13 protein-coding genes are annotated in these 18,984 nt (G+C 55.4%); 4 read left to right on the top strand and 9 right to left on the bottom strand.

Features of this window, described 5'->3' with window-relative positions; translation table 11 throughout:
* The 7 genes from ACEN8R_RS09140 to ACEN8R_RS09170 form a co-directional block, all read right to left on the bottom strand.
* On the bottom strand, positions 1-1,311 hold the full coding sequence (locus tag ACEN8R_RS09140; RefSeq protein ID WP_018926037.1) for an ABC transporter substrate-binding protein: 1,311 nt from the start codon (positions 1,309-1,311) through the stop codon (positions 1-3).
* A 342-nt stretch (positions 1,312-1,653) separates the two neighbouring features.
* Entirely contained in the window at positions 1,654-2,559 is a 906-nt protein-coding gene (locus tag ACEN8R_RS09145; protein ID WP_018926036.1) for an AraC family transcriptional regulator, read from the bottom strand.
* An 80-nt stretch (positions 2,560-2,639) separates the two neighbouring features.
* Positions 2,640-3,521: a phosphatidylinositol-specific phospholipase C domain-containing protein gene (locus ACEN8R_RS09150; protein ID WP_018926035.1), complete on the bottom strand. Its 882-nt coding sequence runs from the start codon at positions 3,519-3,521 to the stop codon at positions 2,640-2,642.
* A gap of 189 nt (positions 3,522-3,710) precedes the next feature.
* The gene (locus ACEN8R_RS09155; protein ID WP_018926034.1) at positions 3,711-4,577 is read right to left on the bottom strand and encodes a phosphatidylinositol-specific phospholipase C domain-containing protein; all 867 of its coding nucleotides are present in this window, start codon (positions 4,575-4,577) and stop codon (positions 3,711-3,713) included.
* 149 nt (positions 4,578-4,726) lie between these two features.
* Positions 4,727-6,022 carry a glycosyltransferase gene (locus ACEN8R_RS09160; protein WP_018926033.1) on the bottom strand — a complete coding sequence of 432 codons (1,296 nt, stop codon included), beginning with the start codon at positions 6,020-6,022 and terminating at the stop codon, positions 4,727-4,729.
* A 146-nt stretch (positions 6,023-6,168) separates the two neighbouring features.
* On the bottom strand, positions 6,169-9,960 hold the full coding sequence (locus tag ACEN8R_RS09165) for a M35 family metalloendopeptidase (RefSeq protein ID WP_018926032.1): 3,792 nt from the start codon (positions 9,958-9,960) through the stop codon (positions 6,169-6,171).
* Positions 9,961-10,160: 200 nt separating this feature from the next.
* Complete coding sequence (locus ACEN8R_RS09170) at positions 10,161-10,523, bottom strand: response regulator (RefSeq protein WP_018926031.1); 363 nt, start codon at positions 10,521-10,523, stop codon at positions 10,161-10,163.
* Between the two features lie 258 nt (positions 10,524-10,781).
* On the opposite strand from ACEN8R_RS09170, the gene ACEN8R_RS09175 reads away from it, so the two are divergent.
* The 4 genes from ACEN8R_RS09175 (at position 10,782) to ACEN8R_RS09190 (ending at position 16,800) form a co-directional block, all read left to right on the top strand.
* Positions 10,782-14,273: a response regulator gene (locus tag ACEN8R_RS09175; RefSeq protein ID WP_495624764.1), complete on the top strand. Its 3,492-nt coding sequence runs from the start codon at positions 10,782-10,784 to the stop codon at positions 14,271-14,273.
* Positions 14,273-15,085, top strand: a complete 813-nt coding sequence (locus ACEN8R_RS09180) for a CheR family methyltransferase (protein WP_495624765.1) — start codon at positions 14,273-14,275, stop codon at positions 15,083-15,085. Before ACEN8R_RS09175 ends, ACEN8R_RS09180 begins: the two co-directional genes overlap by 1 nt.
* Before the next feature lie 78 nt (positions 15,086-15,163).
* Positions 15,164-16,378 carry a hybrid sensor histidine kinase/response regulator gene (locus tag ACEN8R_RS09185; protein ID WP_018926028.1) on the top strand — a complete coding sequence of 405 codons (1,215 nt, stop codon included), beginning with the start codon at positions 15,164-15,166 and terminating at the stop codon, positions 16,376-16,378.
* Positions 16,379-16,422: 44 nt separating this feature from the next.
* Positions 16,423-16,800, top strand: coding sequence for a response regulator (locus ACEN8R_RS09190; RefSeq protein ID WP_018926027.1), 378 nt, complete (start codon positions 16,423-16,425; stop codon positions 16,798-16,800).
* A gap of 85 nt (positions 16,801-16,885) precedes the next feature.
* On the opposite strand, the gene ACEN8R_RS09195 is transcribed toward ACEN8R_RS09190, so the two are convergent.
* Together ACEN8R_RS09195 and ACEN8R_RS09200 are read right to left on the bottom strand one after the other, a co-directional pair.
* A complete protein-coding gene (locus ACEN8R_RS09195; RefSeq protein ID WP_495624766.1) occupies positions 16,886-17,941 on the bottom strand; it encodes a tetratricopeptide repeat protein in 1,056 nt (351 codons plus the stop codon).
* 76 nt (positions 17,942-18,017) lie between these two features.
* Positions 18,018-18,917 carry a bestrophin family protein gene (locus ACEN8R_RS09200; RefSeq protein ID WP_495019790.1) on the bottom strand — a complete coding sequence of 300 codons (900 nt, stop codon included), beginning with the start codon at positions 18,915-18,917 and terminating at the stop codon, positions 18,018-18,020.
* Between the last annotated feature and the right edge of the window lie 67 nt (positions 18,918-18,984).

Genomic DNA, 18,984 nt, shown 5'->3' on the forward strand with positions numbered 1-18,984 from the left:
TTATTTGGGATAACCGGCGCGCTTCATTTCACGTTCGGTGGTTGACTGGGCGGCGGTCAGGGCCTGGTCGACCGTGGTCTGGCCGATCAACGCGGCCGAGAACAGCTTGCCGACCTGGGTGCCCACGGCCTGGAATTCAGGAATGGTTACCAGTTGGATACCGATGTAGGGCACAGGCTTTTGCGACGGTTGGCTCGGGTCCGCGGCTTTCAGCGATTCCAGCGTCACCTTGGCGAACGGCGCGGCATTCATGTAAGCCTCTGTGTAGGTCGAGGCGCGAGTGCCTGGTGGCACGTTGGCGATGCCGTCTTTTTCCGCGACCAGGGCTCCGTACTCCTTGGACGTGGCCCAGGCGCTGAAGGTTTTCGCCGCTTCCTTGGCCTTGGAACTGGTTGGGATAGCCAGTGCCCAGGAATACAGCCAGGCCGAACCTTTGTCGGTGATCTGATGCGGCGCGTAAGTAAAGCCGACGTGGTCGCTGACTTTGCTTTGGGTTTTGTCGGTCACGAACGAGCCGGCCACACTGGCATCGACCCAGATCGCGCACTTGCCGCTGTTGAACAGCGCCAGGTTCTCGTTGAAGCCGTTGCTCGATGCGCCAGGCGGGCCGGACTTTTTCATGGTGTCGACGTAGAAATTCAGCGCATTTTTCCACTCAGGACCGGTGAATTCCGGCTGCCATTTCTCATCGAACCAGCGTGCGCCGTAGGCGTTGGCGACGGTGGTGATCAGCGCCATGTTTTCGCCCCAGCCAGCCTTGCCGCGCAGGCAGATGCCGTACTGTTCTTTATCTTTATGGGTGAGTTTGCTGGCGAATTCGCCGATCTGTTCCCAGGTCGGGCGCTCCGGCATGGTCAGCCCGGCTTCCTTGAACAGGTCGGTGCGGTAATAGGTGATGGAGCTTTCAGCGTAGAACGGCAGGGCATAGAGCGAGCCCTTGACCGAAAGACCTTCACGCACCGAAGGGAAAACGTCGTCGAGGGCGTAGTTGGCCGGCAAGTCCTTCATCGGTTCCAGCCAACCCTTGGCACCCCAGAGTGCGGCTTCGTACATGCCGATGGTCAACACATCAAACTGCCCGCCCTGGGTGGCGATGTCGGTGGTCAGGCGTTGGCGCAGGACGTTTTCTTCAAGCACCACCCAATTGAGTTTGATGTCCGGATGCTCGGCCTCGAAGGTTTTCGAGAGCTTTTGCATGCGGATCATGTCGCTGTTGTTGACGGTGGCGATGGTCAGGGTCTGAGCGCCGAGGCTGACGCTGCTGAGGGTCATGCAGGTGAGGGCAAGCAGAGCTTTTACCGAAGGTTGCATCGTGCACTCCTTTTCTGCACCCGGGGGTTACAGAAGGACAGTTATTGTTTTTGTGTCTTCCTGCGGAGGGAAGAATGTGCAGCGATTACAGCCTTCAATTGACAGGCTGACAAATCATCCATCGCACTGTGATCGATACTTTTTTGCACTGGGAAGTCAGGGGGCTGGTGTCGCTGCATGCCGCGCTGTAGCAGCTGCCGTCAGGCTGCGTTCGAGGGCGAAGCCCTCGCCGGGTCCGAAGCTGCGGCGATACAGAAGAGGTGGAGTGGCCGGGTTTGCGACTGCTGCGCAGCCGAACGCAGCCTTCGGCAGCTGCTACAAGGATCCGTGGTACAGGATAAGTCAGTGCTGATTCTGCTCAGTCAACCGTTGCACCGCCAGCCGCCGATAGTGCGACGGCGTCATGCCCTTGAGTTGCTGAAAACGCCGGTTGAAGTTGGAAATGTTGTTGAAGCCCGACTCGAAACACACATCGGTCACCGTTTTGTCGCCATCGGCCAGCAGCTCGCAGGATTTGCTGATGCGCAGGCGATTGACGAACTCGATGAAGCAGCGTCCGGTGGCCTGTTTGAACACTCGGCTGAAGTAGGTCGGCTTCAGGCCCAGATGCTCGGCCACCTCTTCCAGCGTTAAATCCCTGGCGTAATGGGCAAAGATGTAATCCACCGCCCGGTTGGTACGGTCGATATTGTGTTCATCGGCCAATTGCGGCGTTGTGGCACCGGACAGCAACTGGTAGTCATCGGACGCCGCCAGCAACTCCAGCAGAATGAAAAAATGCCCGAGCCGGGTCATGCCTTGGGTGTCGGCGATGCGCTGCATCAAGGTCATGGCCTGGCGTATGGTGCGCTTGCAGCGAAACTCGATGCCGTACTGCGCGCGCTCCAGCAAGGGCGCAATTGTCTTGAGTTCGGCGAATACCTGATGGCCACTTTCGAACAGCTCGTCAGTGAAATTGACCAGCATGTCGCGCTCGGGCACCACTTCGTCTTCGGCCACCTGGCTGATCCAGTTGTGGGGTAGGTTGGGGCCGGTCAGGAACAGTGTTTCCGGGTAGAAGTTACCGATGTAGTCACCGATGAACACCTTGCCGGAGCTGGCGATGATCAGGTGCAGTTCGTATTCCTTGTGGAAATGCCAGCGCACCAGGGGGCAGGGGAATCCGTGTTGGCGATAGATGATGGACAACCCGTTGTGGTCGTCCATCAATTCGTAGGAAGGATCGGTGACTCTGGCTGTTCGGGTCATGTCAGGGCGCTTTTATTGTTATCGCCTCTTGATCATGCCTCTTTCGGGGCGCCTAAGGCCAGCTTGCAACGCGACTGTGCTCAGGCGGGGGCATGCAAGGCATCACCGTATACCGCTTTCATGCTGGTGGCACTCCAGCAGTAACGAACGATTTCGGATTCGTCGAAAAAGTCGGTATTGATGATGCTGCAGCGCGTGACCCAGTCCCGGGTGGGATTGAACCAGTCATTGATGTGGTTTTTGATGTCTTGAGGCCCTCCCAGAAACGCGTAGCTGGTGGCCGATAACGACCATAGAAATGTTTCGTATGGCGCGTCTTTGAGTGTGTTGGAAATATGGGTTTTCAAATCCTCGGTGTCGGTAAACCGCTTGTTGATCCACTTGTGTGTAATACGCGGCCAGAAATAATTCTCATCCAGTTCCCGCCGTACGGGCGCCGCTAATATCACCCGGCGGCGAGCACTGATCCGCTTGAGCTCGCCGATCGTTTTTGTGGCGTTGTCGGGCGGTATCACTCGCTGTCCGAGTTGGCTGACCAGAAGCTCATTGAGTTTCTGATAGTCAAAGCGATTGTTACCGTCCCCTAGCTGATGAAAGTCCAAAACCACGAATTCATCCGGGTTTCGGTCCAGGAAAGATGAAACTGCGCTGATGAGTTCATCGAGAACCCGATGTGATTGATATCCATGGTGATGGAAATAGAAAATCGACTGCTCAGCCCCCTCGGTGTAGCCCAGGCGGATATCGAATGCCCGTGCGCCATTGGACAATTGCCATGCAAATGAACCGTTTTGACATGTCGTCCAGTTGCCGACGACCACCTCATAATTAGGCGCCTGTTTATCCATGCCGGCGTTATGGGCGCCGGGCCAGATAACATCAGTCAGTTTTATACGATCGATGTCGAGGGCATTACTCATCCATTTTTGTTTATCCAGCGTGATTACTGCGTTATGGGTCATGACAGTTCCTTGTCGTAGACTCGTCCCTTCCATGGAGGGGACGAGGTCCATGTTTAGGGTGTGGCTGCGTGCCATACCTCTATTGCTCGCCTGCGTAGAAAGGCTTTCATGACCCAGCATAGAAGTGCGCGACTGCATTGCCAGTCACGGAAATACTTGCATAAGAATTAATCCTTTAATGGCTCGGCGCTAGTTGGCGCGCTTGGCCGCTTTACTCAGGTTTGCGGTCAGGCAATACGAAACGATGTTGCTTTCTTCAATGAAGTCGACATTGATAATGTTGCACCGTGTTGCCCAGTCGCTTTTATTCGGGTCAAACCACGAATTAAGCTCATCGTGAATATCTACCGGACCACCGAGAGCGCTATAACTGGTCGCGGACAGCGACCATGGTGCCCATGTGCCTGGCGGAAACTTCAGCACTTTTATAATGTGCTGCTCCAACTCGGAGGCACTGGTGAGGCCGTTTCCAGACCATTTGTGCTCGATCTGTTCAATGAATAGGTTTTGATCAAGGGCTCTGTTCCTGGGGGCTGCGACCAGTATTCTTTGCAAAGAACTGATTTGTTTGAGTTGACGCAGACTCAGCGACCGGTTTTTGCTGGGAATGATCCGATGACCGAGAAAGTGGATCATCATGTCATTAAAATAAGCGAAGTCAAACGTGCTTCCGCTCAGATCGTGAAAGTCCAGGATGATGAATTCATTGGGGTTTTCCTGAAGGAATTTTTCTACATCGGTTACAAGTTGGCCCAGGGTTCGGTCATTGCGATAATTGTTATGATGACAGCGAAATTTTCCAAGTCCCGGCGCGCGGGCGTCGTAAGTCAGGCGAATATCCAGCGCGCGGGAACCGTTGTGTAGCTGGGAATAAAACGATTTATGCTGACAGGCCAGCCAATGGGCTCCCGGGCCTTGCAGCCAAGTGGCTTTCCAGTCGCTTCCGGCGTTATGGGTGCCTGGCAGTGTCAACTCATTGAGCGACAGTGTATCGATTGCCGGCGTGCTGGCCATCCAGTTTCTAAGTACGTAGTTGTTCTGAACAGTATTGTCCATTTAATGCTTCCTTGCATAGTTTGATAGGTGTTATCGGTTGGCTGAAGTGAGTGGCTGTTACTCACTTCGGTCAATAATTTATAAAGGGAAAGAGCGGGGCGATCAATCGTTGTGATAATGCAAGATATGTGTATTTGGTTGTGCGTAACTTAGGCAGGGTTTCGGTTTTTCGCCTCAATCCATTGCGCCATGTATTGCGTACTTTTATGGTGGTGATGACGCAACATACTACCGGTAAAATTATCGCGTCTAAGTTGAGTCAAGTGCTGTTGGCAGTGCAACAACTTCTTGATCAATGCCGGGCCATGTTCCGACATTTTATATCGATCGGCCAGTAACCTCTGTCCGTGGGATTGGGCCTGCGCCCAAAGCGCTTCATCCTTATACAGGCGCACCGCACAGTCAGCCAGTTCCCGTGCCGTGCGGGCCACGGTCCCAGGCCAGGGATGATTGCCATGCATGGCTTCGGCGCCGATGGGCGTCGTCACCGTGGGGGTGCCACATAACATGGCGTCGACGATCTTGCCTTTGATACCGGCACCGAAGCGTAGAGGCGCCAGACAAATGCGTGCCGCCGACATCACTTGCAAAGCATCTTCTGCCCAGTTCATGACATGAAAACCCTGGGCCGGGTTGTGCAACGCGGTAGCTTTGGGGGGGGTGTAAGCACCGTAGATATGCAACTGAGCCGTGGGCAGTTGCTCGCGGATCAACGGCCAGATGGCTGTTTTCATCCAGAGCACCGCATCCCAGTTCGGCGCATGTCGAAAATTGCCGATGCTGAGAAAGTGCGCCCGATCTTCAAAGGCTGTCGGCGGCACGAGCTCAGGTTCGACCATCAGCGGACACCAGTGCAACAAGTTGCGCGGCAGCTTGAATTGCTCGACCAGCAATTCGATCTCCACTTCAGAGATCATCAGGTTCAAGTCGCAACGGTACAGCGCAGCAATCTCCCGTTTGGCGAGATCGGTATCAGCCATCAGTTCGAACTCTTCGCGCAACGCCGGCGCGAACAAGTCGCTGAAATCATTATTGTCGTCACTGACCTTCAAGCGATCCTTGAGGCGCTGATGCCGGGCGTGCCGCAAGCTTTGCAGATCCGATGTCTCGAGGACACGCAGGGCATCGGGACAGTATTTTTCGACCCGCCAGCCAAACTGCTCCTCCATCATGAACTGATCGAACAGCACTATGTCCGGAGCAAGTTCACTGACGAAGTCGTCGAAACTACTGTTGTTCAATTCAATCGGAATTTCACGAATGCCCAACGCCGTCAGATCAGCCCGATGTTCGCCGGTGCCGGCCGGGCTACTGAAGGTGACGTCCCAGCCTTGCTGCAAGAATGTTTCAAGGATTTGCATGACGTGCCCACCGGCCGCTGAAGAACGGGGCTCGGGCCAGACGTAACCAATGACCAGGACTTTGGTTGCGTTGAGCTGACTCATGACAGTGTTCCTTGGTGTAGGCGAGGAGGGACGAAGAAAAGGCCGCAATTAAACCACAGGAGGCGATTCCTGTGAGTTTGCGGCCGTTTACTTGAGTCGACGGGAGGTCAGCGCCCCTGTTGACAGAGATTTTCTGTCCCAGGCATCTAGGCGAGTGTAGACAGATTAATGATCACAGCCTCCGTGATGTGCTTACCGGTTGCGGTGTCGAACTTGCTCCTCATCCGGCCCAGGTTTTCGAGAAAGCGCGGGTAATTGGCCGATCGTTGATTCAGCAAGCCAATAGCCAGGGCGTAAGAGTCGGCGTTCAGGAGTGCAGGAGCCTCGGCAACGATCTTGGGCAAGTCTTTTTTAAGCTGGTTAAACTCACGGAACCCCTTGTGATCGGCATCCCGCAATGTGAAAGGATCTAATCCTTCCGGATGCTTCGCCAGATTCATCAACTGAGTCACATCGACATCGCCGGCCTTACCAAATGCGGGATCCGGGTTGCCATACATCAGGTCAATCGTACGTTGTGAGCCATGAGACATCTCATGCACCACGCCATCAGCGATCCGTCCTCTGTCGAACCTTTCCTTTTGGAAAAAGTCAGTCATATTGTCCGAGTAGATCTTAATGAATCGACTGTTAACTGAATCGGCAGGGTAATTCGCTGCTTTCCATCGCGCGAAGGTCTCGGGAAGCATTGCCGCCAGCGCGCCGTCCGAAGGTTTTTTTACAATATCTATGTTCTTCAGGGAGATGTGATTGAGGTCTTTTTTCATTTTGCGTAATGCTTCGGTCAGGTGCTCAACAGTTTGAGCGGAACTGTTGCCGAAGAAATACTTTATTACTGCTTTTACTTCGAAATCAGCACTGTTCGCCACCAGTTGATGCAGTGCGGTGTCAATTTTTGTCTGGGCGATCGGTAAGCTTCTTTTGACATAGGCGGAGACGAAGCTATCCGGCAGGAGTTTCTTGCGAACGTAGGACTTGAAACTCAAGTCGAAGTTTTTGAGTTTCTTTCCCCACGGCTGCCCCAGCCGGTTGAGAGCGTACCAGTCATCCTGCATGCGGACCGCAGACACGACGAAAGAATCTCCAGAGCTACCCAGCGGACGCCAGGTTCCTTGTCCGATATCAGTTCGTTGCGCCGCTTTGATCAAGTCATAAGCGTCAGCACTGCCGGTCAGTCTTCGAAGTTGATGGGTTGCACTTTCCAAAGAGTTCAAGCCAGCCCGACTGATACCCAATACACCTTTCTTTAAATACTTTCCGACGCCCAGGATCAGCTCTGGCGTACCGTCCAGCGGGTTGAACACAGAGTGGAGAAACCCTAGGCCCAACTTGGCTAGCGCTCTGGTCTTCGAGGCTGTGGAAACGGCCTTTGCCGCGATGCTAGCGGCTTTTGCAGCGACGCCAACGACCAGCAAAACGGTCATCGCTAGTTCAAGCGTGCAGGACAGCGTACTGCCCCTGTTACGGTCCGGATCGTCGGAGAAGAAGTCTTCGATGCAGGATTTAAAGGGCACAATAATATTAATGAATGTCTCGAATTGTTGTTCTTCCTTTGAGTGTCTTTGCTCCAGTTCCGTTCGGCCCCGTGCGTCTTCTATCAGTTCGTCGTACGTCCAGAGGGGGCGATGCTTCAAAATGAAATTTGTCAGGGGGCTGAATTCTCCGCTTTGATAACTCTCATAATAACCAGGCTTAATAGTGCGTGTTGTTTTTACCGATGCGTTCAATGATCCCAGTTTTTCAATTACCCCATGACTGGACCGGGTGTTGCCGGGTGGAACTCCATGGGTATAGCTCTCTATATCAGTTGGCAAATTGTGGATTTTTTCGGCTTTGCTCAAACTGTTGATGTGATCGGTAAAGTCCAGTCTCGCAGGTTGTGCCAGCAGACCTTCTTTTTGCACAAGTGCTGCCAGTTGAGGGTTCTCCCTGCATTCACCGTGCAAGGTGAACAGTTCATAACAATACAACCGGCCTTCATATTTCGAGCACATCACGACGCCATAGCGACCCGTGGCTTCATCTTTGGCTTTCTGTTTTTCCTGAGGAAACAAATCGGGAGGCTGGATGATGGCAACCGAGGGCCGGATAGTGAAGAAAGTGACTTCACCGCACAGCAAACGAACCCGGTCAGCCGGTGGTAACGCCGACAAAGCCAGCTTGACAATACTGGCCATCGCTTTTTCCAATGGCGCATAAGCCTGGTCAAAACGACGTTTGAAAATCCCCTCCGTAGAGACCAGATTAGGCACAAGGTGCGGAAATCTCTGGTAGAGACTAGGGCTTCTTTTCAAATCCCAGTTCAGTGTCCCCAGATGGTTGGACATGTTGAGCTCTACCATGGACATGGCTAACGGCTCGAAATTGTTGAACTCGTGCCAACCCCGTTGTTTCTCGAACAGTATTTTTTCGTCGATGAAATCGCAGTCCGGCACGATCTGCTCAAGTATCTCCCGGGAAATCGCTTTTCGGCTGGGCAGTGGGGTCGATAACGTGGCGACTGCTTGGGAATAGACATCCGCAAAGGTCTGATAAGCCTCAATGGCACGATCACCAGAACCTTTATAGTCACTGACCACCTGCTCAAGAGTAATCACGTTGTTCAACAGCGCCCAGTCAATAATCGGGTCGACTGACAGCACGCTGTGCAGAATTTCCTGCTCCTTGTTGACTGGCTCAATCGCTTCAAGTTGCATGACGTTGGCAAATGTCATGGAAAGCACGGAACCGCAAGCGTTGGCTTCTGCTATGGCAACGCCCCGACAGAACGTAATCCATTCGGGGGTGCCCAGTCGCAATGATTCGGGCAGATTTCTTACCAGAAATTCGGGTGCCCTGCCTGCCAACAGCAAGTAGGCGGCGAGCGTACTGGTGTTAGAAGGAATGTCATGCTCATTCTCAAGATGCCGTTCCAGTTCGGTGAAAACCTCTGGAACCGATTTCTCTATGTTTTCAGGTGCATAAAGGTTGTAACCCGCGATGTGATTTCGACGCTCGTCGCCTCCCGCGTCCGGGTAAATGTCGAGAATAATTGCAGTCATGAGCACCTGCTCGAGGTTCAACTCTGAGACGGACTCACCTGATTTGGATCCGTACCAGTCAAGCGCTTTTAAGTAACTTTCGGACCAGCTTTTGAAATAGGGGTGTACACCCAATTCATGCAGCAGTTCGCGGCAATTCAATCGGTTTGCTGTTTTCGAACGATTTCCCAATGCAATGCTACACAGGTCCACCAGCAGTTTTCCGCGTCCGCCGATGTGCTGAGCGGTCAAGGTACGAATTGTTTGCCTGTCATCCGCCGACAACACCAAAGCCCTGTCCTCACTGCTCGTGATGGCTTCCCAGTAGTTACCCAATGCAGGGGAAGGGTGGTAGTCAAACTCTAGATGTTTGATCAGGTTTTTTATGCGTTTTACATCTTCGGGCAGTTCGTATTCGTGGAATGTGATCCATTGAGCAACACCCAGCCGATTGTCGAAGAACACCACTCTGTCGATGGTTGCTGCAATATCCGCGATTGCAACCAAATCATCATTGAGGTCCGCATCAAGTTTGGTCTTTGCGGTCAATCGTATTTCGCGGCCATTATGGGAGGCGATGATGTGACCTGCATCGACAACATAGAACGAAGCATCGGGATGGACGGAATAGTAGGCGAGCACTTCTTTAAAGGCGGGCTTGTCGATCATGCTCTGCAACATGACAGCGCCGGGGCGCAGCGCCTGTTCGAACGAAGAACCTTCGCTCACTGTAATGAATAGCTCTTCCCAGTCTATCTGCTCATTGTTTTCTTTTCCGGAAATAGCCTTTTTAAGCTGTGCGATGATTTCGCCTCGCTCGATTTTATCGCTCTCAATGCCTTGTTTAAGTCGAGGGGTGATGTCTTGAGGGTTGGATAGTTGCAAATTATAATTCGCAGCTGTGTGCCGTTGGTCCATTGGTAGTTCCTTCTACTGGTTGTTGCTTAAAGGTGTGGGGATCCTCTTTTAGTTTAAGTTATTGGGCAACTGGCATTGTATTAGTGCCTGTTTCAGGTGGGGTCATAAAGTTGTTGAGGGCGCGGACTGTTCCGTTGCGGAAAAACTAAAAAGCACCGCTCTTTTCAGGAGCAGGTGCTCGGTGCGGCTTAAGCGCTTAGTTACACTTCAAGTATGTCCTTGACCTTATCCCGCAGTTGATCAATCGAGAACGGCTTGCCGATCACATGCATGCCGTCAGGCACCTCGATGCTTTCGGCATAACCGCTGGCGAACAGGATCGGCAACTCGGGGCGCAGCAGGCGTGCCTGTTTCGCCAATTCCCGGCCGTCCATGACCGGCAGCCCCACATCGGTCATCAGCAGGTCGATGTGCTGGTCCTCATCGTTGATGAAATCCAGCGCCTCTTCACAGCCATCGGCCTCAAGTACCCGGTATTCCAGTTCCTCCAGCACATCGACGATCAGCGTGCGCACGATGGCATCGTCTTCGACGACCAGGATGGTGGATGTGTTGGTGGACATAGTGGGGCTCTCAAAGGTTGGATTTACGATAGCGTCGATCGAAATCGCCGGGCTCTTGCATGAGTAAGTGACGGATCACGACAAGTTCCCGAGGCGTTACAAAGAACAATAGCCGCACAAGAGCCGCGAAGAATAACCGCTCCTTTGCGCCGGAGCAGTGAAATGCAGGATATTGCCGAAAAACGTGTCAGAAAAATGGATCCCCTCGGCCGATTTGGGGCAGACTCGATGGCTTCCAACAGTTCGACAAGGCTTCCCATGACCTCTGCGCCTGCGGTTGATGAGCAACGATTCCGTAAACTCCTGAGCCGCAACGTCAGCCTGCCGTTGGGTGTCGGTGTCATCAGCGCGGCGTTCTTTGTCTTGCTGATCACCTATCTGCTGTCGGTGATCCAGTGGGTCCAGCACTCGGACCGGGTGATCAATAATGCCAATGAAGCGGTAAAACTGACCGTCGATCTGGAAACCGGTATGCGCGGTTTCCTGCTCAGTGGCGACGAGCAATTTCTCGAGCCCTATGAGACGGCCAAGCCAAGAATAACGGTCGCCCTCAATACCTTGCTCGAACTGACCGCGGACAATTCGGTGCAAACCGACCGCCTGCACCGGCTCCAGGCCTTGCAGACGGAATGGGCCAATTACGCGCAATCGATAATCGATTTGCAGCGCGCAGGCGGTGATTACCGCAGCGTCGTCAAGGTCGGGCGCGGCAAACGGTTGACCGATGAGATCCGCAAGCAATTCGAAGACGTGATCGACATGGAGCAGCAGTTGCGTGCCACGCGCAATGAAGAAGTGCGAAGCGCCACAATCTGGAGCATCGCCCTTTATCTGTTGTTCGTGGCCGGTATCAGCGGATTGCTGGCCTATGTCGGCCGCCGGGATCTACTCAACCTGTCCCGCAGCTACAGCGTCAACCTCGCCGCGCAACAGGCCAGCGCCCGGCGTCTGGAACAGCAGGCCTGGTTGCGCAATGGCCAGACCGAACTGGCCGAGCAAGTCCTGGGGCAGTTATCGCTCAATCTGTTGGGCCGCAATATCCTGCAGTTCTGCGCGCAATACCTGGGCAGCGCCGTCGCGGCGATCTATGTCCGTGAGGAGCATGGTGGCCTGAAGCGCATCGCGTCTTACGGTTTCTCCCGGGAACAGGAAGCACTTGAGCAGCAGATTTACAATGGCGAAGGGATTGTCGGCCAGGTGGCGCAACAGGCGCGTCTGATTCGTCTTGATGAGGTGCCAGGGGACTACTTCAAAGTCAGCTCCGGCCTGGGCGAAGGTTTACCACGCAGTGTACTGGCGGTGCCGACCAGCGATGACGATCGCGTCAACGGGGTGATCGAACTCGGTTTCCTGCGACCGCTGACAGATCGTGACATCGAGTTGCTCGAACTGGTTGCCGGCAACATCGGCACCTCGATCGAAGCGGCGCGCTATCGCCAGCGCTTACAGGAAGTGCTGGCCGAAACCCAGCAACTCAACGAAGAGTTGCAGGTTCAGCAAGAAGAGCTCAAGAGCGCCAACGAAGAGCTGGAAGAGCAGTCGCGGGTTCTCAAGGAGTCCCAGGCTCACCTGGAAACCCAGCAGATCGAGCTGGAGCAAACAAACGAGCAACTCGCCGAACAGGCGCAGATCCTGGCCGAGCAACGCGACGCCATGGACCTGAAGAACAGCCAGCTGAATCAGGCCCAGCTCGAGCTCGAGGCCCGCGCCGAAGAATTGCAGCGTGCCAGCAAGTACAAATCCGAATTCCTTGCCAACATGTCCCACGAATTGCGCACGCCGCTGAACAGTTCGTTGATTCTGGCGAAATTGCTGGCGGAAAACCCGCAGGAAAACCTCAGCGCCGAGCAGGTCAAGTTCGCCGAGTCGATCTATTCCGCCGGCAACGACTTGCTCAACCTGATCAACGACATTCTCGACATTTCCAAGGTTGAGGCCGGCAAGCTTGAGGTGCGTCCGGAGAACACCAGCGTTGCGCGCCTGGTGGAAGGCCTGCGAGGAATGTTCGAGCCGTTGGCCGCGGACAAGAAACTGGATTTTGAAGTCGAATTGCGCGCTGACGCACCGCTGATGCTGTTCACCGATCGCCAGCGCCTGGAGCAAGTGATCAAGAACCTGTTGTCCAACGCGGTGAAGTTCACCGAAAAGGGCACAGTCAGCCTGATTGTCGCGGCTCAGCCAGGCGAGGGCATCGCCTTTATCGTCCGTGATACCGGGATCGGCATTGCGCCGGATCATCAGGACAGCATTTTTGAAGCCTTCCGTCAGGCCGACGGCACTACTAACCGTCGTTACGGCGGAACCGGCCTGGGCCTGTCGATTTCTCGTGATCTGGCCACCTTGCTGGGCGGCTCCGTCAGCCTGACCAGCACGCCGGGGCAGGGCAGTGTGTTCACCCTGGTGTTGCCGCAGCACTACATCGAACCGGGCGATGCGCCTGTCGAAACGATGAAAGCCACGCCGGTGACCATGCCGCAAGCCATCGTGGTTACCGCGCCTGTGCCGCTGGTTGCCGAGGTCGAAATCGCGCGTTTCGATGATGATCGCTACGGGGCGCCGTTCGCCACTCGTTGCATCCTGGTGGTGGAAGATGAGCCGGACTTTGCGCGTATCCTCTACGATCTGGCCCATGAACTGGGTTATCAGTGCCTGGTGGCCTACGGCGCCGATGAAGGCTACGACCTGGCCAGGCAATTCATCCCCGACGCGATCCTGCTGGACATGCGCCTGCCGGATCATTCCGGGCTGACGGTGTTGCAGCGCCTGAAAGAGCAAGCCGAAACCCGGCACATTCCCGTGCATGTGATCTCGGTCGAAGACCGTGTCGAGGCCGCCATGCACATGGGCGCCATCGGTTACGCGGTCAAACCGACTACGCGCGAGGAGCTCAAGGAGGTGTTTGCCCGCCTCGAAGCCAAACTGACCCAGAAGGTCAAACGCATATTGCTGGTCGAAGACGACGATCTGCAGCGTGACAGCATCGCCCGATTGATCGGCGACGAGGACATCGAAATCACTGCCGTCGGCCTGGCGCAGGATGCACTCGATTTGCTGCGCACCACGATTTTCGACTGCATGATCATCGACCTGAAACTGCCGGACATGCTTGGCAACGACTTGCTCAAGCGCATGTCCTGCGAGGATATCTGCTCGTTTCCACCGGTGATCGTCTATACCGGACGCAACCTGACCCGGGACGAAGAGGCCGAGCTGCGCAAGTATTCGCGCTCGATCATCATCAAGGGCGCGCGTTCGCCCGAGCGGTTGCTGGATGAAGTGACACTCTTCCTGCACAAGGTCGAATCCCGGTTATCCCATGAACGCCAGACCATGCTCAAGACCGCCCGCAGCCGCGACAAGGTGTTCGAGGGGCGCAAAGTGCTGCTGGTGGACGACGATGTACGCAATATCTTCGCCCTGACCAGTGCGCTGGAGCACAAGGGCGCGGTGGTGGTGATTGGCCGTAACGGTCGTGAAGCAATTGAGCGATTAAATGAAGTCGAGGACATCGACTTGGTGCTGATGGACGTGATGATGCCGGAAATGGATGGTTTCGAAGCCACCCAGGAAATCCGCAAGGATCTGCGCTGGCGCAAGCTGCCGATCATTGCGGTGACGGCCAAGGCGATGAAGGACGATCAGGAGCGCTGCTTGCAGGCCGGCTCCAACGACTACCTGGCCAAGCCCATCGACCTGGATCGCCTGTTCTCGCTGATTCGTGTGTGGTTACCGAAGATGGAACGCCTCTAATGGAGCGCAGCGAAATCGAACTGAGGTTGTTGATCGAAGCGATCTACCTCAAATACAGCTACGATTTTCGCGATTACTCCGGCGCGTCGATCAAGCGTCGGGTCAACCATGCATTGATCCAATTCGAGTGCAATACCATCTCGGCGCTGCAAGAGAAGGTCCTGCACGACCCAACCGCGTTCATGCAGCTGCTGCAATTGCTGACGATTCCGGTCAGCGAAATGTTTCGCGACCCTTCGCACTTCCTGGCGCTGCGTCAGGAAGTGGTGCCGCTGCTCAAGACCTATCCGTCGATCAAGGTCTGGATTGCTGGTTGCAGCACCGGCGAAGAGGTCTATTCGATGGCGATCCTGCTGCGCGAAGAAGGCTTGCTGGAGCGCACCATCATCTACGCCACCGACATCAACCCGCGCTCGCTGGATAAAGCCAGGCAGGGGATTTTCTCCCTGCAGAATGTTCGGGCCTACACTCACAATTATCAGCAGGCCGGTGGTCAGCGTTCGTTCGCCGATTACTACACGGCGGCTTATGACTACGCGATTTTCGACAAGAGCCTGTGCGACAACGTAACGTTCGCCGATCACAGCCTGGCCACTGATAGCGTATTCTCCGAAACTCAATTGATTTCGTGTCGTAATGTGCTGATTTACTTCAACAAAAAGCTTCAGGATCGAACGTTCGGCTTGTTTCACGAATCTTTGTGTCATCGGGGCTTTCTGGCACTGGGCAGCAAGGAAACCCTGGATTTTTCGGCCTATGGCAATCAGTTTGAGCCGTTGGTCAAACAAGAAAGGATCTACCGCAAATCATGAACCGTGCAGGTATTCCTTGTGTAGAAGCTATCGTGATCGGCGCTTCGGCCGTCTTCGTGTCGAGCGGGAACAAATCCCATGCTAAGTAACATCCAGGCCAAATTGCTGATCGTCGACGACCTGCCGGAGAACCTGCTGGCGCTTGAGGCGTTGATCAAGCGGCAGGACCTCATCGTCTACAAGGCCTTGTCCGCCGACGAAGCCCTGTCGCTGTTGTTGCAGCACGAATTCGCGCTGGCCATTCTCGATGTGCAGATGCCCGGCATGAACGGCTTTGAGTTGGCCGAGTTGATGCGCGGCACGGAAAAAACCAAAAGCATCCCGATTGTGTTCGTCAGTGCCGCTGGCCGTGATCTCAACTACGCATTCAAGGGCTACGAAAGCGGAGCCGTGGACTTTCTGCACAAGCCGCTGGATGTTCACGCGGTCAAGAGCAAGGTCAATGTCTTCGTCGATCTGTATCGCCAGAGCAAGGCGATGAAGCAACAGGTCGAAGCCCTGGAGCAAAGTCGCCGCGAACAGGGGGCGTTGCTCGAACAGTTGCAGAACACCCAGAAAGAACTGAAGCAGGCGGTGCGCATGCGCGATGACTTCATGTCCATCGTTGCGCATGAAGTCCGTACACCGCTCAATGGCCTGATCCTCGAAACCCAGTTGCGCAAAATGCACCTGGCCCGGGATAACGCCGCGGCGTTCACCCTGGACAAAATGCACGCCATGGTCGAGCGCGACGAACGGCAGATCAAAAGCTTGATCCGCCTGATCGAAGACATGCTTGATGTGTCGCGGATCCGCACCGGCAAGCTGTCTATCCGCCCCAGTCGGTTTGACCTGGTGCAACTGGTGCACAATCTTTTGCAGAACTTCGCACCTCAGGTTGAGGCCGCAGAGTCGTCAGTCAGCTTGATCGCCGACCAGCCCGTGATGGGCGACTGGGACGAGTTTCGTATCGAACAAGTGATTTGCAATCTGCTGACTAATGCGTTGCGCTATGGTGCCAAGAGCGCGATCGACGTTCGCGTGTACAATCACCACGGGCAAGCGCGGGTTGAGGTTCAGGATCGCGGTATCGGGATCGGTGTAGAGAATCAACAGCGCATTTTTCAGCAGTTCGAGCGGGTTTCCACCAGGGCCGTGGTGGCGGGGCTGGGCCTGGGGTTGTTTATTTCGCAGCAGATTGTCGCCGCCCATGGTGGCTCCATTACCGTCGAGAGCCGGATTGGCGAAGGCGCCTTGTTTCGCGTTTGTCTGCCGCTGCAGGAAAACAGCCCGATGAACGCAACCTCTGATTGACCACATGGTCGTATCAGCAGCTATTGACCGAACAAAGGTTTTCCATGAGTGAAGATGCACAAGACGTGGTACTGATCGTTGAAGATGACCCTTCGATTTTGATGGTGCTGTCCGCTTATTTGTCGGGTGAAGGTTACCGGGTGCTGCAAGCCGAAAACGGTGAGCAGGCCTTTGAGATCCTGGCGAGCAAACCAAACCTGGACATGATGATCACCGACTTTCGCCTGCCTGGCGGGATTTCTGGCGTGCAAATCGCCGAGCCTGCCGTGAAGCTGCGACCGGAACTCAAGGTGATCTTCATCAGCGGTTACCCGCAGGAAATCCGCGAGACCGACAGCCCGATCACCCGCAAGGCACCGATCCTGGCCAAGCCATTCGATCTGGATGTGTTGCAACAGATCATGCAGGACATGCTCTCCTGAAGCTGCGTCGACGGTTGTGTCGTACGGCCCCCCTGTAGGCGCTGCCGAAGGCTCGGGCCGCGTTCGGACGATCTTTTGATCTTGATTAAAGCCCTTGCTGCAACGCCGGATCATCCGGATTGAGCTGCTCGAGCTGCGCCAACAGGATCTGTACGTTCTGCAGCTGCCCGCTTTCCTTCCAATAGTTGATCAACAGCACGCGCGCCTTGCGATCGGCCGGGTGGCGCTGGACGATTTCCTGCAGCTGTTTCTGCGCGGCCTCCAGCTCTTGTTCACCATGCAACGTGGTGGCCAGGTCGTAGCGGTAATCCTTATTGTCGGGTTCAAGCTCCACGGCTTTGGACAGCCCGAGCAAGGCGAACTCACTTTGCCCGTGATGCAGCAACCAGAGCCCCAACGCATGTTGCAAGTAGGCCGAATCGGGCTGGGCCTTTAACTGCTTCGCCAACAATTGCTGGGCGGCATCGCTTTGGCCCAGTCGATCCAGCACGTCAATCTGCATCACCAGTGCCGGCAAGTTGCCGGGCGCCAGTTGCAATGTGCGCTCCAATGCCTGCTGCGCGTCCTTCAGTTCGGCATTATGCAAATGCAGGCGCGCCAGTTGGTACTGGGTGTCGGCGCTTTCCGGCTGCTGCTTGAGGACCTGCTCCCAAGCGTCAATGGCTTGCTCCAGGGGGCCGAAATACAACCCCAGCTCATCCGGAGACAGCCCCAGCAAGGCGTTGACCGCCGCAAACCGGACACTTTGGTCGCTGTCATCGAGCAAGGGCCCGAGCAGCAGACTTCGTTGTCCGTTGGGCACTAAACCGCTGATGCTTTTGATCGCCGCGATGCGTACATCCGCCGAAGGATGTTGCAGGTCCGCATCCGCCAGTTTCAAGGCTTGCGGGCTGGGGTAGTTGGGCAGCTCGGCATGCAGCCAGACGCGGCGCTTGTCGGACAGGTCAGGGCGGCCCAATTGCTGGTAAAGCACCCGCGCCGCCCCCGGTTGACCCATGCGTGCCTGGGTCAGCGCTTCGCTGTAGCCGCGTCGAATTGCCTCCGGCACCACGGGCGTCGTGCTGCGCAAAAAAAACCAGGCAAGGGCGAGGGCAAACAGTGCACAGAGGCTGATGAGCAGATAGCGGCGGGACTGAGGCATGCAGGAATCCGGGAGCTGACAGGCTTTTACAAGGTCACCAGCTTCGGTCAGGCCGGGCTGTGAGTCAAACCCTGGCTCAGTTCAGCACGTAGTCATCGGGCTCAAGGGCCGGTGGCAAGTCGGTTTGCCCCAACGCTGCCAGCACTTCGCGCTCCAGCGTGCGCAAAATCGCATTGCACGGCAGATCGTTCTCATCGAAGCCGAACGGGTCTTCCAGATCGTCGCCAATTTCGTCGAGGCCGAAAAAGGTGTAGCTGACAATGGCGGTAATCACCGGTGTCAGCCAGCCAAGAGATTCGGCCATGGCGAACGGCAACAAGATGCAGAACAGGTAGATGGTGCGGTGCAGCAACAGGGTGTAGGGGAAGGGCAGCGGCGTACTTTTGATGCGTTCGCAACTGGCCTGGACCTGACTGAGGCTGACCAGTCGCGTTTCCAGTTGGGTATAACGCCATTCGCTGATCTGGCCGTGTTCGGCAAGGGCCGAGCACCGGACGCCAATCCGCTGCAAGAGCGCGTCAGTGATGTTCGGATGCTCTGCGTCCACGGCATCCTGCGTCCACGGCTTGATGGCGCTCATCTCGTTTTCAACGCGCAGGCGGGCGATCAGGCCATGGGCGAACCCGCAGAGTTCACGCAGCATAAGTTCACGTTCGGCCGCCTCCATCAGCCCCTGGGTTTGACGAATCAACGATCGCACTTCGATGATCAACTGCCCCAGATGCTTGCGGCCCTCCCACCAGCGGTCGTAGCAGGCATTGTTGCGAAAACTCATGAAGATCGACAACGACAGACCCAGCAGGGTGAACGGCGTGGCGTTGACCTTGGAGAAATACGCCGGGTGCCAGATCTCCACCAGCACGATTACCGACGCCAGCAGGGTCACCAACAGACTGCGCAAGGCAATGCGCTTGGCAATCGAGCCTTTAAGGGAAAACAACATGCCGAGCAGGTTCGGCTTGGGACGCACAATCATGGGCAGGGGCTTTATAGAGAGAGTGACGCTTTCGCAGCGATTTCAGCCTAGGGGCATGGGGGGATCC

Source organism: Pseudomonas sp. Pseusp15 (assembly GCF_059492165.1).